At 62.8% G+C, this 21,901-nt stretch carries 17 protein-coding genes; 10 read left to right on the top strand and 7 right to left on the bottom strand.

Annotated elements, in window-relative coordinates:
* Positions 1-339 precede the first annotated feature (339 nt).
* The 3 genes from B9A31_RS09685 to nirD all read left to right on the top strand — a co-directional run bounded on the left by B9A31_RS09685 (position 340) and on the right by nirD (position 7,575).
* Positions 340-4,356 (top strand): bifunctional nitrate reductase/sulfite reductase flavoprotein subunit alpha, encoded by a 4,017-nt coding sequence (locus B9A31_RS09685; RefSeq protein ID WP_084296910.1) that lies wholly within the window; start codon positions 340-342, stop codon positions 4,354-4,356.
* 304 nt (positions 4,357-4,660) lie between these two features.
* The gene (nirB, locus tag B9A31_RS09680) at positions 4,661-7,213 is read left to right on the top strand and encodes a nitrite reductase large subunit NirB (protein WP_027609470.1); all 2,553 of its coding nucleotides are present in this window, start codon (positions 4,661-4,663) and stop codon (positions 7,211-7,213) included.
* Positions 7,213-7,575: a nitrite reductase small subunit NirD gene (gene nirD, locus B9A31_RS09675; protein ID WP_025754898.1), complete on the top strand. Its 363-nt coding sequence runs from the start codon at positions 7,213-7,215 to the stop codon at positions 7,573-7,575. The genes nirB and nirD overlap by 1 nt, the downstream gene beginning before the upstream one ends.
* 65 nt (positions 7,576-7,640) lie before the next feature.
* On the opposite strand, the gene B9A31_RS09670 is transcribed toward nirD, so the two are convergent.
* The 4 genes from B9A31_RS09670 to B9A31_RS09655 form a co-directional block, all read right to left on the bottom strand.
* Positions 7,641-8,591 carry a 2-hydroxyacid dehydrogenase gene (locus B9A31_RS09670; RefSeq protein WP_016715503.1) on the bottom strand — a complete coding sequence of 317 codons (951 nt, stop codon included), beginning with the start codon at positions 8,589-8,591 and terminating at the stop codon, positions 7,641-7,643.
* Between the two features lie 24 nt (positions 8,592-8,615).
* A complete protein-coding gene (locus B9A31_RS09665; protein WP_084296909.1) occupies positions 8,616-9,374 on the bottom strand; it encodes an SDR family oxidoreductase in 759 nt (252 codons plus the stop codon).
* Between the two features lie 18 nt (positions 9,375-9,392).
* Positions 9,393-10,103, bottom strand: a complete 711-nt coding sequence (locus B9A31_RS09660) for a fumarylacetoacetate hydrolase family protein (protein WP_016715505.1) — start codon at positions 10,101-10,103, stop codon at positions 9,393-9,395.
* 92 nt (positions 10,104-10,195) lie between these two features.
* On the bottom strand, positions 10,196-11,536 hold the full coding sequence (locus B9A31_RS09655) for an MFS transporter (RefSeq protein WP_016715506.1): 1,341 nt from the start codon (positions 11,534-11,536) through the stop codon (positions 10,196-10,198).
* A gap of 285 nt (positions 11,537-11,821) precedes the next feature.
* On the opposite strand from B9A31_RS09655, the gene B9A31_RS09650 reads away from it, so the two are divergent.
* Together B9A31_RS09650 and pcaQ are read left to right on the top strand one after the other, a co-directional pair.
* On the top strand, positions 11,822-12,751 hold the full coding sequence (locus B9A31_RS09650) for a helix-turn-helix transcriptional regulator (protein WP_016715507.1): 930 nt from the start codon (positions 11,822-11,824) through the stop codon (positions 12,749-12,751).
* A 9-nt stretch (positions 12,752-12,760) separates the two neighbouring features.
* On the top strand, positions 12,761-13,693 hold the full coding sequence (gene pcaQ / locus B9A31_RS09645) for a pca operon transcription factor PcaQ (protein ID WP_084296908.1): 933 nt from the start codon (positions 12,761-12,763) through the stop codon (positions 13,691-13,693).
* A 7-nt stretch (positions 13,694-13,700) separates the two neighbouring features.
* On the opposite strand, the gene B9A31_RS09640 is transcribed toward pcaQ, so the two are convergent.
* Positions 13,701-15,002 carry a delta-60 repeat domain-containing protein gene (locus B9A31_RS09640; protein WP_025754900.1) on the bottom strand — a complete coding sequence of 434 codons (1,302 nt, stop codon included), beginning with the start codon at positions 15,000-15,002 and terminating at the stop codon, positions 13,701-13,703.
* A 325-nt stretch (positions 15,003-15,327) separates the two neighbouring features.
* Between B9A31_RS09640 and B9A31_RS09635 the strand changes: the two genes are divergently transcribed.
* From B9A31_RS09635 to B9A31_RS09620, 4 genes are all read left to right on the top strand, one after another.
* Positions 15,328-16,104 (top strand): FKBP-type peptidyl-prolyl cis-trans isomerase, encoded by a 777-nt coding sequence (locus B9A31_RS09635; protein WP_019097094.1) that lies wholly within the window; start codon positions 15,328-15,330, stop codon positions 16,102-16,104.
* 288 nt (positions 16,105-16,392) lie between these two features.
* Positions 16,393-16,833, top strand: a complete 441-nt coding sequence (locus tag B9A31_RS09630) for a YkvA family protein (RefSeq protein ID WP_019097095.1) — start codon at positions 16,393-16,395, stop codon at positions 16,831-16,833.
* Positions 16,834-16,944: 111 nt separating this feature from the next.
* Positions 16,945-17,277, top strand: coding sequence for a helix-turn-helix domain-containing protein (locus B9A31_RS09625; RefSeq protein WP_016715512.1), 333 nt, complete (start codon positions 16,945-16,947; stop codon positions 17,275-17,277).
* Positions 17,274-17,642, top strand: coding sequence for a hypothetical protein (locus B9A31_RS09620; protein WP_016501064.1), 369 nt, complete (start codon positions 17,274-17,276; stop codon positions 17,640-17,642). The genes B9A31_RS09625 and B9A31_RS09620 overlap by 4 nt, the downstream gene beginning before the upstream one ends.
* Here the strand turns inward: B9A31_RS09620 and B9A31_RS09615 are convergent.
* Positions 17,624-18,583: an EAL domain-containing protein gene (locus tag B9A31_RS09615; protein ID WP_019097096.1), complete on the bottom strand. Its 960-nt coding sequence runs from the start codon at positions 18,581-18,583 to the stop codon at positions 17,624-17,626. The two genes, B9A31_RS09620 and B9A31_RS09615, sit on opposite strands and share 19 nt — an antisense overlap.
* Positions 18,584-18,701: 118 nt before the next feature.
* Entirely contained in the window at positions 18,702-20,783 is a 2,082-nt protein-coding gene (locus B9A31_RS09610) for a carboxy terminal-processing peptidase (protein ID WP_016715514.1), read from the bottom strand.
* 139 nt (positions 20,784-20,922) lie between these two features.
* Between B9A31_RS09610 and B9A31_RS09605 the strand changes: the two genes are divergently transcribed.
* Positions 20,923-21,885: an NAD(P)H-quinone oxidoreductase gene (locus B9A31_RS09605; protein ID WP_016715515.1), complete on the top strand. Its 963-nt coding sequence runs from the start codon at positions 20,923-20,925 to the stop codon at positions 21,883-21,885.
* The last annotated feature ends 16 nt before the right edge of the window (positions 21,886-21,901 follow it).

Genomic DNA, 21,901 nt, shown 5'->3' with positions numbered 1-21,901 from the left:
GGGGAGGGCGGTTGCTCATGCTGGAATGTGCCCCAGCATAGCGCCAGGGGACCTCGGGTTGCCACCGTGTGGTGCGAAACCTGTGGCGGCTTCTTCGCGGGCACGCCCGCTCCCACAGGTGCGGCACCGCCCTCAGGCTTTGCGATATCCCTGTGGGGCGGGCGTGCCCGCGAAAGGGCCGGTACATCTGGCCCATTAATTGCTGACTTACTCCTCATCCAGGGCCATCAACGTCGACAGCCCACAAAACCTCACGACAAAGGCGCCGTGTTGCCCCTCGCTTGCATCAGCAAGCCGGGGCAGCCGGCGCCTTTTTGCGTTCCCTACAGGAGCCCGCCCATGGCCAACACCGCAGTACGCAGCGTTTGCCCCTATTGTGGCGTCGGCTGCGGCATCGTCATGAGCGTTGCCGACGGCAAGGTCAGCAAGGTCAGCGGCGACAAGCAACACCCCGGCAACTTCGGCCGTCTGTGCACCAAGGGTCTCACTGCGCACCTGCCGCTGACCGCCGCCGGGCGCATGGAAGACGCCTATGTACGGCAGCAGCGAAACCAGCAGCCGGCGCGCACCGGTATCGATCAGGCCATCGCCGAAACAGCCGCACGCCTGCGTGGCATCGTCGACCAGCACGGCCCCGATGCCGTCGCGCTGTATGTGTCCGGGCAGATGTCGCTGGAAGCCCAGTACCTGGCCAACAAACTGGCCAAGGGCTTTATCCGCACCCGCCACATCGAGTCCAACTCGCGCTTGTGCATGGCCAGCGCCGGCAGTGGCTACAAGCTGTCGCTTGGCGCCGATGGCCCACCCGGCAGTTACCAGGATTTCGAGCACGCCGACGTATTCCTGGTGATTGGCGCCAACATGGCCGACTGCCACCCGATCCTGTTCCTGCGTTTGCTCGACCGGATCAAGGCCGGTGCGAAGCTGATTGTGGTCGACCCACGGCGCAGCGCCACCGCCGACAAGGCCGACCTGTTCCTGCAGGTACGCCCCGGCAGCGATATGGCCTTGCTCAACGGCCTGTTGCATCTGCTACACCGTAACGGCCACACCAACCCTGGCTTCATCGCCCGCTTCACCGAAGGTTGGGACGAACTGCCAGCCTTCCTCGATGACTACAGCCCTGAGCGGGTGGCCGCCATCACCGGGTTGGCCGAGGCCGACATCATCAAGGCCGCCGAATGGATCGGCGGTGCCAGCAACTGGATGAGCTGCTGGACCATGGGCCTGAACCAGAGCATCCACGGCACCTGGCACACCAATGCGATCTGCAACCTGCACCTGGCCACCGGCGCCATCTGCCGCCCCGGCAGCGGGCCGTTCTCGCTGACCGGTCAGCCCAACGCCATGGGCGGCCGTGAGATGGGCTACATGGGGCACGGCTTGCCAGGCCAGCGCTCGGCGCTGGTGGAAGCCGACCGTGCCTTTGTCGAACAGCAATGGCAACTGGCACCTGGCAGCCTGCGCCGCGAAGGCGGCGAGGGCACGGTGGCGCTGTTCGAACAGATGAAAGCCGGTGAAGTGAAGGCTTGCTGGATCATCTGCAGCAACCCCGTGGCCAGTGTCGCCAACCGCCAGCAAGTGATCGACGGCCTGCATCAGGCCGAGCTGGTGATTACTCAGGACGCTTTCCTCGACACCGAAACCAATCGCTACGCCGACATTCTGCTACCGGCCGCGCTGTGGGCCGAAGGCGAGGGTGTGATGATCAACAGCGAGCGCAACCTTACCCTGATGCCGCGCGCCGTCGAGCCGCCAGGGCAGAGCTTGCCGGACTGGCAGATCATTGCCCGTGTGGCTTGCGCCATGGGTTATGCCGACGCCTTCGATTACGCCGATGCCGAAGCGGTGTACGAGGAAATCCGTCGCTTCCATAACCCTGCCACCGGGTACGATCTGCGCGGCATCGGTTATGCCGAACTGCGTGGGCAACCTCGCCAGTGGCCTTGCGCGCCTGGCCGTGACAGCGACCGCAGCCCGTTGCGCTACCTGAATGACGGCAGCAGCCAGGTGCTGCTGCACGATGCCCAGGGCCAGCGCCCGGCGTTGGCCTTCCCGACCGCCAGTGGCAAAGCCCGTTTCTTCGCCCGGCCTTGGTTGCCGGCACCGGAGTTGCCGAATGACGACTACCCCATGGTGCTGAATACCGGCCGTGTGCAGCACCAGTGGCACACCCTGACCAAGACCGGCAAGGTGCCGGCATTGAGCAAGCTGGAGCCCGGCCCTTTCGTCGAAATTCACCCCGAAGATGCCGCCAGGCTGGGCGTTACCGAGAAAGACCAGGTGGCCATTCGTTCGCGCCGTGGCCAGGCCGTGCTACCCGCACGCATCAGCGACCGGGTCATGCCAGGCAACTGCTTCGCACCGTTCCACTGGAACGATGTGGTCGGTGAGCAACTGGCAATCAATGCCGTCACCTGCGATGCGGTTGACCCGCTGTCGCTGCAACCCGCGTTCAAACACTGCGCCGTGGCCCTGGAGCGGGTCGCAGGCGAACGCATCGATACCCTTGAACTGAACACTGCCATTGCGGAGTCAGCCCGAATGCCAACTGCCACCCTGTCTCGTCTGCTTGGCCTGGACACCCTGCCAGCCCCGGTGTTGGCAGAAGAAGAGCGCCATTACCTGCAAGGCTTTCTGCTGGGCCTGGACCAAAGCCGTGCCGAAGGCGTACCCAGCCTGCCGGCCAATGCACCGCTGGCCGCCAGCCGTCGGTTGTTCGTCGACGGCTTGCTGGCCGGTCTGTTTGCCCAGCCTGCGGCATTGCCCGCTACGGCGTTGCCGGCGCCACGGCATCAAGTGCTGTGGGCCTCGCAGACCGGTAACGGCGAACTGTTGGCCGAGCGCTGTGCCCAACGCTTGCGCGGTGCCGGTCTGGAGGTGCAGCTCAGTTGCATGGAGGCCGTCAGCCCGCGCCAGCTACAAGGCGCCGCCAGCGTGCTGCTGATCGCCAGCACCTTTGGCGATGGCGACGCGCCAGACAGCGCCAGGGCATTCTGGCAGGCATTGCAGGGCGAAGAGGGCACCCTCTGCGCCGAGCTCCCCTATGCCGTGCTGGCCTTGGGTGACTCAAGTTACGACCAGTTCTGCGGTTTTGGCCGCAAACTCGACCAGCGCCTGGCTGAGCTGGGTGGGCGGCGCTTGTTGCAGCGGGTGGACTGCGAGCCCGACTTTGACGAAGCGTTCTGCGGCTGGCTCGAAGCGCTGCTGCCCTCGCTGGGCACTGCTGCCACACCACAACCGGTCAATGAGCCTGCGCCGGTCACGATCTATGGCAAGCAGCAACCCTGGGCCGCCGCCTTGGTGGAAAACCGCCTGCTCAATGGGCCCGGTGCAAGCAAGGAAACCCGGCAACTGGTGTTCGACCTGAGCGGCAGCGGCTTCAGCTATGCAGCTGGTGATGCCCTGGGCGTATGGCCGCGCAATTGCCCGACGCTGGTCGATGAACTGCTGGCGCTGACGCAGCTCGATGGCAAGGCCATGGTCGAGTTGAAAGGCCAGCCTGCCATGCCACTGGCCGAAGCCCTGCAAGCGCATCTGGAGATTGCCAAGGTGACCCCGCAACAACTGCAGGCCTTTGCCGGCAGTGCCCCGGACCTGCAGCGCCTGTTACAGCCCGAGTGCAAAGCCGAGCTGCAGGACTGGCTGTGGGGCCGACAGCTGGTCGATGTGCTGCGTGCTTTCCCTCAAAAAATGCCGCTGGCCAGTTGGCTCGACCTGCTCAAACCGTTGCAGCCACGGCTTTACTCGATCAGCTCCAGCCCATTGGCGCATCCGGATCAGGTGCATCTGACCGTTTCCACCGTGCGCTATGGCGAGCGTAAAGGCGTGTGTTCCAGCTTTCTGGCCGACCGTGCCCAGGCGCTGAAAGTGGCCATCTTCCCACAGGTGTCGAAGCACTTCCGGCTGCCCGAGGATGACAGCGTGCCGGTGATCATGGTTGGCCCTGGGACTGGCATTGCACCGTTTCGTGCGTTTCTGGAAGAGCGAGAAGTGCGGGGCGCGAAAGGGGGCAACTGGCTGTTCTTTGGTGAGCAGTATGCGGCGACCGATTTCTATTATCAGGAGCAGTTGCAGGCTTGGCAGGCAAGCGGCCATCTGCGGCTGGATACCGCGTTTTCCCGTGACCAGGCCGAGAAAATCTATGTGCAGCAGCGCATGCTCGAACAGGGCGCGCAGCTGTGGCAATGGTTGGAGGCGGGGGCGTACTTCTACGTGTGTGGTGATGCCCAGCGCATGGCCAAGGATGTAGATGCGGCGTTGCGTGAAATCATTGCCGAGCATGGTGGCGTGGATGCGGATACCTACATGGAGGTCTTGAGCAAGGCTAAGCGGTATCGGCGGGATGTTTACTGAAGTGCTCCAGGATGGGGAGCGTTGCACCTTGAATGTGCATTGCCTGTGGCGGCCGCTTCGCGAGTAAACCCACCCCACAGGTAAGGTGCAAGTCTGCAGACCTGTGGAGATCCCTGTGGCAGCAGGCTTGCCCGCGAAGAGGCCGGTACAGGTAACGCAATTGGCACACTCCCTGCTTTACCCAAGCTACAACAAAGCCCACTGATCAACGGCGATCAACCCGGGCCACCTACCGTGATGAATACAGGCAAAGGCGCCTGGAGCTTCGGCTCCAGGCGCTTTTTTTTTGATCGAGGATCGGCTTATGAAGGCAACAGCGAGCAGCGGGCAACGAGAGCGACTGGTCATCGTCGGCAATGGCATGGTCGGCCACCATTGCGTCGAGCAACTGGTCAGCCGCGGCGCCCACGAGCGCTTCGAACTGCATGTGTTCGGCGAAGAGCGCCAACGCGCCTACGACCGCGTACACCTGTCCGAATACTTCGGCGGCAGCTGTGCCGAAACCCTGGCCCTGTGCGAGCCCGATTTCTACACCGCCAACGGCGTGCACCTGCACCTTGGCGAATGCGTGCTGGAAATCGACCGCGAGCGCTGCGAAGTGGTTACCGCCGAAGGCCGGTACAGCTACGACCAACTGGTGCTGGCCACCGGTTCGTACCCCTTCGTACCGCCGATCGAAGGCTCCAGCGGCAACGCCCGCCTGGTCTACCGCACCCTCGACGACCTCGATGGCATCCGGGCCGCCGCCGCCAGTGCCCGTCGTGGCGTGGTGGTTGGTGGTGGCCTGCTTGGCCTGGAGGCCGCCAACGCGCTCAAATCGTTGGGCCTGGAAGCCCACGTGGTTGAGTTCGCCCCACGCTTGATGCCGGTGCAACTGGACGGCGAGGGCGGTGCCGCGCTCAAGGCACAGATCGAAGCGCTGGGCGTGGGCGTGCACCTGTCCCGCGCCACCCAGTCGATCAGCGACGGTGAAGCCTATCGCTACCGCATGAACTTCGAGGGTGGCGAGCACCTGGAAACCGACCTGATCGTGTTCTCTGCCGGTATTCGTCCGCAGGATGCCCTGGCCCGCGCCAGCGGGCTGGACATCGCCGCGCGTGGCGGGGTAGTGATCGACAACCACTGCCGCAGCAGTGACCCGCGTATCTTTGCCATCGGCGAGTGCGCATCGTGGAACGGCAGCGTGTTCGGCCTGGTCGCCCCGGGCTACAGCATGGCGCGCAACCTGGCCGCGTTGCTGACGGGGGAGGCGGCGGTCGCGTTCACCGGTGCCGACATGTCGACCAAGCTCAAGTTGCTGGGCGTGGATGTCGGCTCGATCGGCGATGCCCACGGCGCCACGCCAGGGGCACGCAGCTACCGCTTCATCGACGAAGCCAACAGTGCCTACCGCCGGCTGGTGGTGGATGCCAGCGGCAAGCGCGTGCTCGGCGCGGTGCTGGTGGGTGACAACAGTTACTACGACACCCTGCTGCAATATGCCCAGAACGGCATCGCCCTGCCGGCCGACCCGGCCGCGCTGATTCTGCCGCAAGGCGGTGGCGCGCCGGCCTTGGGCGCCGATGCACTGCCGGACAGCGCGACCATTTGCTCCTGCCACAACGTCAGCAAGGGGGCGGTGTGCGCCGCCATCGACAGCGGTTGCAGCGACCTTGCCGCAGTCAAGGGGTGCACCAAGGCTGCCACGGGCTGCGGGGGGTGTGCAGCCTTGCTCAAGCAGGTGTTCGAGCATGAACTGACGGCCCGTGGCGTCGCGGTGGACAAGAGCCTGTGCGAGCACTTTGCCTACACCCGGCAGGAGCTGTACGGGCTGGTGCGGGTGGAGGGCATCCGCACCTTCAGCGAACTGCTCGAACGCCATGGCAAGGGCCATGTGGGTTGCGACATCTGCAAGCCGGCAGTGGGCAACATCCTCGCGTCGTGCTGGAACCAGCCGATCATGGACCCGGCGCTGGTGCCACTGCAGGACACCAACGACACCTTCATGGCCAATATGCAGAAGAACGGCACCTACTCGGTAGTGCCACGTATCCCTGGCGGTGAAATCACCCCTGACAAGCTCATCGTCATTGGCCAGGTGGCCAAGAAGTACGACCTGTACACCAAGATCACCGGCGGCCAGCGCATCGACCTGTTCGGCGCCCAGCTGCACGAACTGCCGCTGATCTGGGGGGAGCTGATCGAGGCCGGCTTCGAAACCGGCCACGCCTATGGCAAGTCGACCCGCACGGTGAAGTCGTGCGTCGGCAGCACCTGGTGCCGCTACGGTGTGCAGGACAGTGTCGGCATGGCCCTGCGCCTGGAAGACCGCTACAAGGGGTTGCGCAGCCCGCACAAGCTCAAGTTCGCGGTATCGGGCTGCACCCGCGAATGCGCCGAGGCGCAAAGCAAGGACATCGGCGTGATCGCCACCGACAAAGGCTGGAACCTGTACGTGTGCGGCAACGGCGGCATGCGCCCACGGCATGCCGAGCTGTTCGCTACCGACCTGGACGACGAAACCCTGGTACGCCTGATCGACCGCGTGCTGATGTTCTACATCCGCACGGCCGACAAGCTGCAGCGCACTTCGGTGTGGCGCGAGAACCTGGAGGGCGGGCTGGATTACCTGAAACAGGTGGTCATCGAAGACAGCCTGGGCTTGGCTGGCGAACTGGAAGCGCAGATGCAGCATGTGGTGGACCAGTACGAATGCGAATGGGCCAACGCCCTCAACGACCCGGAAAAGCTCAAGCGCTTCCGCACCTTTGTCAACGACCAGCGCGCCGACCCGGACGTGCACTTCGTACGCGAACGCGAACAACGCCGGCCGGCTGCGCCGCTGCACCTGATCCCTACTGTCGAGGAGGCTGTCTGATGAACCTGTCCAATGTTGCTGTAAAAACCTGCGAGCACTGGCAGGCGGTGTGCCAGGCGCAAGACCTGGTGGCCGATTCCGGGGTAGTGGTATGGCTGGACGGGGCGCAGGTGGCGCTGTTCTACCTGCCGGGGCAGGCCCAGCCGCTATATGCGGTAGACAACCGTGACCCGCGTTCTGGCGCCAACATCATTGGCCGCGGGCTGGTGGGCAGTGTGCAGGGCGAACTGGTGGTGGCGGCGCCGTTGTACAAGCAGCATTTCAGCTTGCAGAGCGGGGTGTGCCTGGAGGATGCCGGGCAGCAGCTGCGGGTGTGGCCGGTGCGGTTGAAGGATGGGGCTGTGGAGTTGGCTGTAGCCTGATAATCATCTGCTGCCTGTTCGGGCCCTTTCGCGGGCGTGCCCGCGAAGAGGCCGGAACAGGCGGCTCAGATAACCAACCCCTGCGGCGTGCGCCCGGCAAACACATCTACCAGGCTGGCCACCACCATCTCGCCCATGCGCGTGCGCGTCTGCACCGTGGCGCTGGCCCGATGTGGCTGCAGCACCACATCTTCACGGCCGAACAACGCCTCGGGCGCGCGGGGCTCATCGGCAAACACATCCAGCGCCGCGCCAGCGATTTCACCGGCCTCCAGCGCTGCGATCAACGCGGGCTCATCCACCAGCTTGCCGCGCGCGATGTTGATCAGATACCCCTCGGCGCCCAACGCCTGCAGCACTTCACGATTGATTAGCGCCTCGCCCTTGTCGGCCGCCGCCGCGAGAATCAGTGCATCGCTGTCCCTGGCCAACTGCAGCAAATCTGCCTCGAACCCGTAAGGCACATCCAGCGCCTGCAGGTCGGTGTAGCGAATCGGGCAACCAAACGCCGCCGCCCGCTGCGCCACTGCGCGACCGACCCTGCCCATACCGACGATGCCCACACGCATGCCCGACACCTGCCGGGCCAGTGGCAACGGTGCCAGCGGCGTGGCACTGGTGGCCCAATGGCCGGCGCGTACGAAACGGTCACCGGTGCAGATACCCCGGCACAAGCCGATCAGCAGGCCGATGGCGAGGTCGGCGACGTCCTCGGTGAGGGCGCCGATGGTCGCCGTTACCTGGATGCCGCGATCTCGGGCATAGGCCAGGTCTATCGCGTCGGTGCCGACGCCATTGACCGCGATCACTTCGACGTTGGGCAAGCGCGCCATCAGTGCCTGGCTGATACCGGTGTGGCCACCGGTGATCACGCCGCGAATGTTGTTGGCATGCTGGCTGACATAGGCATCCTTGTCGGCCTGTTCGTAGTAACGGTGTACGGTGAACAGCTGTTCCAGGCGCTCACGGATTTGCGGGATGAGGATCGGGCTAAGTTGCAGGACTTCGGGTTTCATCGGTCACTCCATCAGGAACAAGGATCAGCCACGGCCAACGAACGGCATGTTGCTGGCCATCACGGTCATGTTCAGTACGTTGGCGTCCAGCGGTAGCGCGGCGATGTAGCGCACCGCGTCGGCTATATGGCGCACATCGAGCATCGGTTCGGCGGCGATTTCGCCATTGGCCTGGCGCACGCCACGGGACATGCGCTCGGACAGCTCGGTCAGGGCATTGCCGATGTCCACCTGGCTGCACACGATGTTGTAAGGCCGGCCATCCAGCGCGAGGGCTTTGGTCAGGCCCAGCACCGCATGCTTGCTGGCCGTGTAGGGCGCGGTGAACGGGCGCGGGGTGTGTGCCGAGATCGAGCCGTTGTTGATGATCCGCCCGCCTTGCGGCTGCTGGCGGCGCATCAGGCCGAACGCTGCGCGGGCACAGAGAAACACGCCATCCACGTTGGTGGCGATGACGTTGCGCCAGTTCTCCAGCGGCAGCTCGTCGACCGGCACGGCGGGGGCGTTGATGCCGGCGTTGTTGAAGATGACGTCGAGGCGGCCATGCACCTCCTCGATGGTGGCGAACAGTTGCGCGACGCTCTGTTCGTCACGCACGTCAGTGGCTACGGCCAGGGCTTCACCGCCCGCTGCCTGTATTTGTTCGACCACCGCTTGCAGTGGCTCTATACGGCGCCCGGCAAGGACCAGGCCGAAGCCATCTTCCAGCAGGGCGAGGGCGACGGCGCGGCCGATGCCGCTGCCTGCGCCAGTGACCAGTGCAATTTTCTTATGTTGGCTCATGTGAATACTCCTGGGGTTTCAGGCCGCGTCAGCGGCTTGCCCGGCAGGGCGGGGGCCTACGCGCATGTGCAGTTCGCCGATGCCATCGATGCCGGCATGCAGGGTGTCACCCGGGTTTAAAGGTGCTACGCCGGGCGGGCTACCGGTCATGATCAGGTCACCTGGGCGCAACGGCAGCTGGCGGGACAGTCGGCTGATGACCTCGGCCACCGGCCAGGTCTGCTGGCTAAGGTGTGCGCGTTGGCGTTCCTGGCCGTTCACCTGTAGCCACAGCGAGGCTGGCAGGGGCCAAGGGAGTTCGCTGGCAGGCGCGATAGCGGTCATGGGGGCCGAGGCCTCGAAAACCTTGGCGCTTTCCCACGGCAGGCCTTCGGCCTTGGCCTTGCGCTGATGATCACGGCGGGTCAGGTCAAGCCCGGCAGCAAACCCGAATACATGTTCCATCGCCTCCTGCGGGGCGATATCCGCCCCCCCTTTGGCAATGGCCACCACGAGCTCGATCTCGTGGCAGAACTCCTCGGTCTGTGGGGGGAACGGCAGCTCACCTTGTGCCTCGACCACGTTGCTCGCCGGCTTCATGAAGAACACAGGCTCCTGCGGTGCTGGCCCGTAGGACTCCGGCCAGGGATAGTTGCGGCCCAGGCAGAACACGCGGCCAACCGGGAAACGCGTATCGCTGCCGCGAATGGACAGGCTGATGATGGCCGGCGGGTTGAACAGGTAACTCATGGGGTGAATCCTCCGTGCTGGAGTGGCCAGCGTAGCCAGTGCCTGGCTGGCAAAGTTGGACGAAAGCGGGGAAGGATTGGACTTTTCCGTGCTCATGCCGCTGTCTTCAGCTCGATGCGATACAGCTTGCCGAGCAGCAGCGAATACGACAGGGTGCCCATCAGGGCCACGCCACCGATGAACCAGAAGGCCATGGCAAACGAGCCACTGGCATGCACGACCGCACCAATCACGATCGGTGTGACGATGCCGCCGATGTTCGCTGCCAGGCTGGTGATGCCGCCGGTCAGGCCGATCAGTTGCTTGGGTGCCACTTCTGAAACCGCAGCCCACGATGACGAGGCGATACCCTGGGCAAAGAACGCCAAGGTGAGAATGGCGATGCACAACACGTTGGAGTCGGTGAAGTTCACCAGCACGATCGACATGCCCAGCATCGAGCCCACCACCAGCGGTAGCTTGCGTGCGAACGACAGCGAGTAACCCTTGCGGATAAGCAAGTCAGAGACGATGCCTGCCAGCAGGATGCCGACGGTGGCGCCAATGAACGGCATCACGGCAAAGATACCGACCTTGATCAAGGTGAGCTGGCGCTCTTCGATCAGGTAGGTGGGGAACCAGGTGAGGAAGAAGTACAGTGCCGAGGTACTAGCGAACTTGCCCAGGCAGATGGCCCATACCTGGCGGTAGCGGAACAGCTCGGCCACCTGGCGCCAGTCGAAGCGGGTACGCTCTTGGCTGCTTTTGACCAGGCCGCCGCCGCCCTCGATGTAGGCCAGTTCTTCTTTGCTGACCTTCTTGCAGTTCAACGGGTCACGGTAAAGGAACAGCCACACCACGCCGAACACGATGCCGACCAGGCCGGTGCTGTAGAACACGTGGCGCCAGTCGTAGGTGGTTGCCAGCCAGAGCAGGGCACCGGTGAACAGCGCAGTGCCGAGGTACTGGCCGCACACGTAGATGCTGCTGGCCATGCCGCGTTCGCGGGCAGGGAACCACACCGTCACCGCGCGGCTGTTGGCGGGAAAAGCCGGGGCTTCCATGGCCCCGACCGCAAGGCGCAGGCCGAACAGCGAGGAGAAGCCGCTGGCCAAGCCTTGGGCGACGGTAACCGCCGACCAACTGATCAGCGACACACCATAGGTCAGGCGCGAGCCAAAGCGGTCGGCGATGAAGCCGGCGGGCACCAGGGCCAGGGCGTAGGTCCAGGCGAAAGCGGAGAAAATCAGTCCCATCTCCACCTTGTCCAAGCCTAGGTCCTTGGCCATGAACGGGGCTGCGATCGAGATATTTACCCGGTCGACATAGTTGATGATGGTCGCCACCAGCAGCAGCGACAGCATGAACCAGCGGCGGCGGGTGGGCAGGCGCTGGGCGGGGGCCGCGTCCAGCGTGTACGACGACGCTGCGCGGGGGGTAGGCGTGCTCGACATGAGTCGACCTCGTTTGTTGTTGTTGGTTGAGGTTGGGCTGCAGTCCCTTTTCTAAGGTGGTCGTACAACGCTTTGAATGCAACGGCAGGGTTAGACCGTTTTTGCCATGGAAGGAGGGGGAAGCGTGCGGTGTCCAAAAGAATCCGGGCACAGGGTTTTGAGCTGGTTAATTGCTGTGTGTCGCGTTTTAAGGGGGTTGTGACGAAATGCGGTTGCGTCGTTTTTTGTAGTCACGTTTAAATGTTGACGTCGTACAACTGGTTGTTTGCTTAACGGAGTTTGCCCATGCCACCAAAGCGCGAGGTCCCCACCTACGTCATGCAGCAGCGCAGCGAGCTGATGGATTTCCACATTCGCGATCGACGTGGGCGCCCGGCCGAAACCGCGCCGCACCGTCATGAATATTTCCAGGTCCAGATCAACCTGGGGGGAGATACGGTGCAGCACATCGGCAGCGTGCAACGCCCGTTCAAGCGCAACACACTGGCCTTCATCCTGCCGCACCGGGTGCATGTGATCCCGCATCCTGCGGACAGTGATTTCGTGGTGATCAATTTTTCCCAGACCTTCCTGTTGCCACACCTGGATTGCGACCCGATGGATCTGGAAGAAGTCTCGATCCTGCAAGCCCCGGAGCTGTCACCGTTTCGCTTCCAGGAGCACCTGGATTTTTGCCTGGAAGACGCCGATTTCGCCGAGGTGTTGCAGCTGCTTGAGCGCATGCGTGCGCTGGATGCCAACCGCCGCTTTGGCAGCCGTGAGGTGCTCAAGGGCCTGCTGTTGCAACTGATTGGCCAGGTGTGCGGGCTGTATGCTGAACCCTTGCGTATTCTGGCGGATAGCAACGCAGCGCAACTGAGCCGTCGGGCCGCGTTGAATCGCATGAGCGAGTACCTGCGCCGCCACATTGACGACCCGGACCTGAACCTGCAGAAAGTGGCCGCTGCCACGTACCTTTCCCCGACTTACCTGACCCACTGGCTGCGCAAGGAAATTGGCAAGACGTTCAGCGAGTTGGTATTGGAGCGGCGCATGCACACCGCACGTAACTACCTGCTCAATGGCAGTCGGCCGGTGGGTGAAGTGGCGCGCTTGTGCGGGTTTGCCGATGAAGCTTATTTCTCTCGGCGCTTCCGCCAGATTCACGGTTTGCCGCCAGGGCAGTTCCGCCGCCAACAGCGCGACCCGGATACGCCGCAGGTGGCGATGCGTTAAGCTTGCGGCATGAACCTCGACACCCGCATCAAATACCGCCACCTGCTGTGCTTTCTGGAGATTGCCCGGCAGGGCAGCCTGGCCAGGGCTGCCGACGTGCTCGCCATCAGCCAGCCGGCCATTTCCAAAACCCTCAAGGAACTTGAAGACCTGCTGGAAACGCGCCTGTTTGCGCGCAGCCGACAGGGTGTCGAACTGACCCCCGCCGGCACGCGCTTCATGCGTTATGCCGGGCCCAGTGTGCAGGCCCTGCGCGATGGCGTCAGCAGCCTGCGTGGTGAGGCGCGGGCGCCGTCGCAGGTGCGCATCGGCGTGCTGTCGACGGTCGAGGGCCTGCTTATGCCCGAAGTGCTGTGCCGCCTGCACCAGCGCCATGAAGCGCTGGTGATCAGTGTGGTCACCGGGGTCAGCGCGCAGCTGCTTGGCCAACTGCGGCTGGGCGAGCTGGAGCTGGTGGTCGGGCGCATGACCGACAGCCCGCAGATCCAGGGCCTGTTGTTCGAGCACCTGTACAGCGAGTCGATGAGCCTGGTGGTACGCCCGGGCCATCCGCTGCTGGCCACCTCGCCTGTCGAGCGGGGCCAGGTGGGGTGTTACCCGCTGGTGTTGCCGCCGGCGGGCACCACCATCCGCCAGCATGCCGACAGCCTGTTCGTGCAATGCGGCATCCAGATGCCGGCGCAGCGCCTGGAAACCCTGTCGCTGGCGCTGAGCCGGCGCTACCTGCTGGGTAGCGATGGGCTGTGGGTAGCGCCACGCGATGCGGTGTTGCTCGACCTGCGCCGTGGCGAGCTGGTCGAGCTAGACCTGGGCGTGCGTGAACCGGGTGGCTCTGTGGGCATTTGTCGCAATGCCGCCTTGCCGCAGAGCCTGCCGGGGCAGTGGGTGTGCGAAGTGCTGCGCGAGGTAGCGGGGCAGTACCGCGAGGGTAACTACCCCTGAGTGCCTTTCAACCCAATGCTAAAGCGAGCACTGCCGCAGCCACCTGATTTTGCGCTGTGACATTCACATCACCACAAATCAGCAGGCGTTTACTGGCGGGAACGAAGGCAATCGATGAGTTGCCATCCATGTAAAACCCAGGGTTCGGTGGGACGGCCCCAAACGCACCATGCCCCCAGGGCGAAACGAAAGTGACGTCGAGTGTGCCGTCGGCCTGATAGCGGACCGCCCGGTTATGGTTATAGAAGCTGCCTACCCCCACCAGGCGCCCTTCGTACTCGATCATGTGGTGCCACATCCCGGCGTTGGCGTCGAAGCGGACAGGCGCCCCCTTGTTGAAGTCCTGGTCGGGGGCTCCGTTGCTGGTCAACCGGATAATGTCTGGTTGCATGCTTTCATCCGCGAGCATATGCCCTCCGCATAGCGTGACAAGTGACGACACGCTGCTGCACGACAGGCCTCGATAAAAGGTGGCGTTTTCTGATTTGAAATGGCCATTGTTGCCAAAGGAAGTGTCCAGGCGGCCTTTACTGTCGATGGCGCTCAATACCGAGAACAGGTCGTCGCCTACGCCTCTCAAACTCAGCAACAGAACGCGATTGCTTCCATCAGCATGCGTTGTAGCGATAAGGCCGGTTATGCCGGCACCGTACCCAGGCAACTGCGACTCAAGGTCCAGCACCCCCTCATTACCGAAGGTTGGCTTCAGGGTGCCGTCCGGCGACAGGGCGACGAGGACGGTCTTGAAGTCGGGGGTGTGGCAGGCAATGACGTAGCCATCAGAGAGTGCGGCGGCGAAGCGGAAATTCAGCCGCTCAGCGGTCAGTCGGTCGCTATCGATAAATCCAGTGCTGGCGAAACTCTTGTCTAGCTCTCCCGTGTTCTTGAATTTCCATAGCCGGTGGGGGTTTTTGGACACTTCACCCAGGCAGAGCAGGTTGCCCTTGCGATCTTCCATAAGGCTGTAGGGAATAAACGTCTTGTCCTTTTCCATGAGCGATCCAAAGTCGACGGTGAAGCTGTGATCTCGCTCGCCGTCGCCATCCAGCAGCCAGACGGCGCTGTTGAATACCTGGGTTTCTTTATGCGATTGAAATGCGCACGCGTAGTAGCGATCTTGTCGAACGTGGCTTTTGAGGATGTCAGTGCACACTCCAGCTGATTTTGGCTCCTGTGCCAGCAGGTAAGCGTAGCCTTCGTTACCGAAGCTCCGGTCTACAGGGGCGTCACTAAGGGCGGCACTTGCCTTCAAACGGTTGCGGTCAGGCGTGGATTGTTGAAGAAAAGCTGAAATGATCGGTCGTTTCATTGAGTAAGCCTCTGGCTGGTCACGATCTGTGACTACCCGCACTATTGAAAGCGCAGGCCCTCATCCGATCTACTGGCATAAATGACAGGTCTCTTGCCCCTGGAATGGAGGGCAGTGCGACAAAAAATTGCGACAAACCCCAGGCGGTTTCTGCGTCAAGCGTCAATACTGGCCAGTGGCTGCAGTGTCTTGCATGAATAACCCTTTAACTACTGAACTTCCTTACCAAATCCCGCTCCTATGCCGGTAGCCATTGGTCATGGCCGCCTGCTAAGCTCGCGGCTTTACCCTGATTGCCCTTATGGCGCATGAACAAGGAAATAGCATGAAACAGCATCGTTTGGCGGCTGCGGTTGCCCTGGTAGGCTTGGTACTGGCTGGCTGCGACCAACAAGCTAGCAGCCCCGAGCTGAAGACTCCGGCAGAGAAAGCCTCCTACGGTATCGGCCTGAACATGGGCAAGAGCCTGGCTCAGGAAGGCATGGAAGACCTTGATTCGAAAGCAGTGGCACTCGGTATCGAAGACGCTGTTGGCAAGAAAGAACAGCGCATCAAGGATGAAGAGCTGGTAGAAGCCTTCACGGCGCTGCAGAAGCGCGCTGAAGAGCGCCTGGCCAAGGCCAGCGAAGAAGCGGCCTCTGCTGGCAAGAAGTTCCTCGAAGAAAACGCCAAGAAACCAGGCGTGGTCACTACCGCCTCGGGCCTGCAGTACGAAGTGGTCAAGAAGGCCGATGGCCCACAGCCCAAGCCTACTGACGTGGTTACCGTCCACTACGAAGGCAAGCTGATCGATGGTAAGGTGTTCGACAGCTCCGTCGAGCGCGGCAGCCCGATCGACCTGCCAGTCAGCGGCGTGATCCCGGGTTGGGTCGAAGGCCTGCAACTGATGCACGTTGGCGAGAAGTACAAGCTGTTCATCCCGGCTGAACTGGCCTACGGTGCACAAAGCCCAAGCCCGCTGATCCCGGCCAACTCGGTACTGGTGTTCGATCTGGAACTGATCGCCATCAAGGACCCGGCCCAGCTGCAAGGCGCCGAGCCGGAAGCCGAGGCCCCGGCCGAAGCCCCTGCAGAAGCGCCCGCTGAAGCACCCGCCAAGTAACACTGGCAGGTTCTTGCAAAACGCCCCGTCCTGACGGGGCGTTTTCGTTTACAACGATTGGGCGAACCTGTAACTGCTGATACTGTCCGAGGAAATGCAGCTTGTTGCTGTAGGATGTTTCTGGCGCAAATCGTTTGCGGCCAGCTACCCACGTATTGAAACGGCTGTGTAAAAAACGCCCGATCTGACCGGGGCCCTTGCCTGGCAGGCACCCGGGGTCAGAAACGTGGCCCTGTTCACAAGGTTATCCACAATAAATGTGGATAACCTGCTCTGCGTGGAGGCTCCATGAGCGCACCTTGGAATTTCGCCCGTTTTCTGCCCTTGGCCGAGCGCTTGCTCAGCCGTGGCCGGTTGCCGGCCCTGCTGTTCGCCGTGGCCCGCAAAGGGCCACGCCTCGGCCAACTGCGCGAGGATGTGAAACTGCTGCAGTCACTGTGCCTGGCATGGTGGCGCGGCGAGTACCGTGCCATCAGCCCTAAGGCCCTGGTCACCATCGTGGCCGGCCTGCTGTATTTCGTCAGCCCTATCGATGCCATCCCCGACTGGCTGCTGGGCGTGGGCTTCCTTGATGACATTGCGGTACTGGGCTGGGTGCTGAAGACCGTGGCCGACGAGTTGGCGCGCTTCAAGGCCTGGCGTGAAAGCCAGGCACCTGAGCGGCTGCGCGTGGTCGAGCGCCTTCCGGCAAGCCAGGAAACGCTGCAGCTGGAGCGCAATACGCAGTGAAAACCGCTTGAACTGCACCTCAACCGGACAGACCCCAGAGTTGGTAATATAATTGGCATAAGGGTTATGCCTACGGATTACATGCTGTAATCCTTTTTAAAGGGGTTTGTAATGGGTATTCAGGTCATCAGCCGGGACGGTCAGCCCGAGTACGCCGTGGTTCCCTGGGAGCAGTACCAGGCGCTGCTCAAGGCTGCAGGGCAGGCACCTGCCGAGGCAGTTGTCAGCGAACAGGCCGCCGCCGTTGCGCCGTTGCCGGCGTTCAGTGAAGTTGCACAGATTCGCCAGGCCAAGGGCATCGCCCCTGAGCAGCTGGCGCGCAATGTCGGGGTAAGCCCGGCCTACCTGGCCATGATCGAATCGGGCGAACGCCAGCCGGATGCAGCCATCCGCCGCGCCTTGGCCTGGCATCTGGGGGTCGCTGGCTGGAGCGAGCCGTCATGAGCCAGGTCAGGATCAGCCGTCAGCACTGGGACAACCTGCTGGGCGAGCTTGACCTGGCCCGCCGTCAACGTCACTTGCTGACCTACCGAGCGCTGATCGAGCGCTTGCAACTGCCCAGCCCGGCCATGCAGACGCTGACCGCCGCGCTGGAATACCTGGCGGTGCTGGATGCCCGTGCCGAGCAGCCGCTGCGCAGTTCGCTGGTGATCAGCCAAGGCGCCAGCCGCTTGCCGCGTACCGGCTTTTTTGAATGTGTCGAACGGCTAGGGCGGTTTGCCGGGCCGGTGGATGGCATGGAGGCGGCGTCGTGGCATGCTTCCGAGGTGGTTCGGGTGTTCGAGTACAGCTACCCCGAAACCGCCTGATTGATTGCCTGCTCCGGCCCTATCGCCGGCAGAACAGGCAAAGAATGTCTGTGGATCAAACCACAAGGCCTGTCATCGGCATCAACCACCTCCAATACATCCAGGTGCTGATGCCGCCCAAACAGCGCCTGCAACTGCCCGATGGTGGCATTCAACCGCACTGTCGGCTGCTCGGCCTGCGGCATACTCGCCAGCACCGGTAGCTCGCGCACCCCCAACTCCTGCGGCCGCCCCAGCAGGTACCCCTGCACCAGGTCCACCCCCATCTCCCTAAGCACCACCAGTTCCTCTGCCAATTCGATCCCTTCGGCAATCACCTGCGCCTTCGAGGCCCGGGCAATCTGCAGGATCGAGCCAACGAACTCGCGCTTGAGCGGGTCGCGGTGGATGCCGTCGATGAAGTGCCGGTCGATCTTCACGTACTCAGGGCGCAGCTCCGACCACAGCCGCAGGCTGGAATAGCCCGCCCCCAGGTCGTCGATGGCAATCGAAAAGCCCATGTCGCGGTAGTGGTGCAGGGCATTGGACAAGAGCTGGAAGTCGTCGGTGGGGGTGTGCTCGGTCAGCTCGATCACTACCCGGCTGGGCGGCAGACCGACCTGCTCCAGCAGTTTCAGGGTCAGGCCGGACGGGTAGTGTGGCTCCAGCAGTGATTCTGGCGAGATGTTGAGAAATAGCTTGCCCTGCAATTGCTGCTCGCTGAAGCGACGGCAGGCGCTTTCCCGGCAGACGGCTTCCAGTTCGGTCAAGCGGCCAGCCTGGCGGGCAATGGTAAACAGGTTCAACGGCGCGTGCAGCGGGCTGTTGGACGGACCACGGCTCAGTGCTTCATGGCCGAACACCCGCTGTTCGCTCAGGCACATGATCGGCTGCAACAGGCTGTGAATACTGCGTTGAGCCAGGATGGCACTCAAGGCACTGAGCTGTTCGGCAACGGTCATGACGTATTCCTGAAAATGAAAGGGCCGGGCATCTGCATGCCCGGCCCCCATATTTCACGACAGCGCGATGACTGTTTGATGACAGGTCACATTATTCTGCCATCATCGTTGCAGCGCTTTACTTCTTGGCCACCTTGGTGCTGGCACTGAGGTAGTCGATCAGGATGCGACCGGTTTCCGACAGGTAGGCGTCGTCTTCCGGCTTGGTGTTTTCATCCTCGGTCGGCAGCGCGTCCTCGTCTTCTTTCTTCAGCTCTTTGAGCGGCTCTTCACCCTTGGCCTTGCGGCGGATGTTTTCCAGGGCCAGCTGTTTGGCCTCGATGTCATCGTGGCGCGCACGGCGCTCCTGCTCGTTGAGGCTGACGGTTTTTTCATTCATCAGCTTCTGGGTCAGGGCCAGGCGGTCGCGGATGTAGGTGAACTCGGCATCCTGGTCGCTACGCGCTTCATGCTGCGCCTTGAGCTGGGCCAGGAACGGCTTGAACGGGTCGGCAGCAGGCTTGACCACCGGGCGGATGGTGTCCCATGGCATGGCCTCGGGCAGGGCGCTCTCGCCGATTTCCTTGGTGTCGATGATCGACGGGTAGTCGATATCCGGCAGCACGCCCTGGTGCTGGGTGCTCTGCCCGGAAACCCGGTAGAACTTGGCCAGGGTCAGCTTAAGCTCGCCATGGTTGAGCGGCTGGATGGTCTGCACGGTGCCTTTGCCGAAGGTCTGGCCGCCGATGATCAGCGCGCGGTGGTAGTCCTGCATGGCACCGGCGAAAATCTCCGAAGCCGAGGCCGACAGGCGGTTCACCAGCAATGCCAGCGGGCCTTTGTAGAAGGCGCCCGGGTTTTCGTCTTCCAGCACGTCGACGCGGCCGTCGCTGTTGCGCACCAGCACGGTCGGGCCTTTTTCGATGAACAGGCTGGTCAGCTCGGTGGCTTCCTGCAGCGAGCCGCCACCGTTGTTGCGCAGGTCGATGACCACGCCGTCGACTTTCTCTTTCTGCAGTTCGGTGAGCAGCTTTTTCACGTCACGCGTGGTGCTCTTGTACTCAGGGTCACCGGCGCGGTAGGCCTTGAAGTCCAGGTAGAAGGCCGGGATCTCGATGATGCCCAGCTTGTAGTCACGCCCGTCCTGCTTCAGCTTGAGCACCGACTTCTTGGCTGCCTGCTCTTCAAGCTTCACCGCTTCACGGGTGATCGACACGATCTTGCTGGTCTGGTCGCTAGGTGCATTGCTGGCCGGGATGATCTCCAGGCGCACCACCGAGCCTTTCGGGCCGCGGATCAGCTTGACCACTTCGTCAAGGCGCCAGCCGACCACGTCGACCATTTCCTTGTTGCCCTGGGCCACGCCGATGATCTTGTCGGCCGGGGCCACCTGCTTGGTCTTGGCTGCCGGGCCTGCCGGTACCAGGCGCACGATCTTGACCTGGTCGTTGTCGCTTTGCAGCACCGCACCGATGCCTTCGAGCGACAGGCTCATGTTGATGTCGAAGTTTTCGGCGTTGTCCGGCGAGAGGTAGTTGGTGTGCGGGTCGTAGGACTGGGCGAAGGTGTTGATGTAGGCCTGGAAGATATCCTCGGCACGGGTCTGGTCCAGGCGCGCCAGCTGGTTCTTGTAGCGCTTGGTCAGGGTTTCCTGGATCTGCTTGGGTTCCTTGCCGGCGATCTTCTGGCGCAGCACTTCGTCTTTCACACGTTTGCGCCACAGGTCGTCGAGCTCGGCCTGGTCCTTCATCCACGGTGCGTCCTTGCGGTCGATCAGCAAGGTTTCCTTGGTGGTGAAGTCGATCTTGTCCACGCCTTTATTCAGCTCGGCCAGGGCGAAGTCCAGGCGTTGCTTGACGCGGTCGAGGTAGCGTTTGTAGATGGTGAAGCCCGGGTCCAGGTTACCGCTCTTGAGGAAATCGTCGAATTGCGTTTTCCACTTGTCGAACTCGGCAATGTCGGCGGCGGTGAAGTAGCTGCGCGCCGGGTCCAGCAGCTTGATGTAGCTGTCGTAGATGATGACCGAACGGGCATCGTCCAGCGGTGGCTTGCTGTAGTGGTGGCGCTTGAGCAATTCCACCACGTTGAGGCTGGCGACGATCTCGTCGCGGTCCGGCTGCAGGCTGTCCCATTTGTTGGCGGCCGCCGCATTGCCGCCGAGCGTGAGGCTGCCAAGGCCGATCATGACGGCGAGGGCGGTGCTTGGTAGGAAATGCTTCATGCTGATTCGACGTGGAGGCAATTGATCACGCATAGTAGGCCGTCTTTTCCGTTGCCGGTTCCATGGAGCCGGGCAAATACTGCAAAAAGCCTGAGGTAAGCAACCCCAGGCCCAGTCATGATTCAACTATGGAGGCACTGTGAAGGCATTGCAAGGCGTTGACGGACATGTGGAGTGGGTCGAGGCCGAACGCCCGGCCTGTGACGCGGGCCAAGTGCGCATTCGCGTGGCTGCTGCGGGCCTGAACCGCGCCGATCTGCTGCAGATGAAAGGTTTGTACCCGCCACCGCCAGGTGCCAGCCCGTACATGGGCCTGGAGTGTGCCGGGGTGGTTGAGGAAGTGGGCGCCGGTGCCGACTGGCGCGTGGGCGACCGTGTGTGCGCGCTGTTGGCCAGTGGCGCCATGGCCGAGGAAGTGGTGGTCGATGCGCGTCACGTGCTGCCCGTGCCCGAGGGCCTGAGCCTGCATGAAGCCGCGGCGTTGCCGGAGGTGTATGCCACCGCCTGGTTGAACATCTTCCAGCTCGGTGCCGTGAAGGCTGGCGAGAAAGTGCTGGTGCATGCCGGCGCCAGTGGCGTTGGCTCGGCCGCCATCCAGCTGTGCAAGGCGTTTGGCAGCCCGGTGTGGGTCAGTGTCGGTTCGCAGGACCGCCTGGCTTATTGCGAAGCGCTGGGCGCGACAGGGGGCGTGGTACGTAACGAAAACCTGGACGCGCTGGAAGGCTTTGGCCCGTTCGACGTGATTCTCGACCCGGTGGGCGCCAGTTACGGTGAGCTCAACCTCAAACTGCTGGCCCGCGACGGGCGCTGGGTGATCATCGGGTTGATGGGGGGGCGCAAGTTCGAGCTGGACCTTGCGCTGGTGCTGGGCAAGCGCCTGGAGATTACCGGCTCCACGCTGCGCAACCGCGATGACGGCTTCAAGGCCGAGTTGCTGCGCGAACTGCAACAGCAGGTGTGGCCGCTGTTTGCCGAAGGGCGCCTGTCGCCGCAACTGGTTGATACCTACCCGGTGGAGTTTGCCCAGGCGGCGTATGCGGAGCTTGAGAGCAACCAGGTCTCGGGCAAGTTGGTGATGGTCATAGATCCAAGCATGGCTTGATATTGTCGGGGCTGCT

The organism is Pseudomonas sp. URIL14HWK12:I5, assembly GCF_900176445.1.
GTDB lineage: Bacteria > Pseudomonadota > Gammaproteobacteria > Pseudomonadales > Pseudomonadaceae > Aquipseudomonas > Aquipseudomonas monteilii.
Note: the sequence above shows the minus strand (reverse complement) of the source record. Positions and strands in the feature narration are given on the sequence as shown.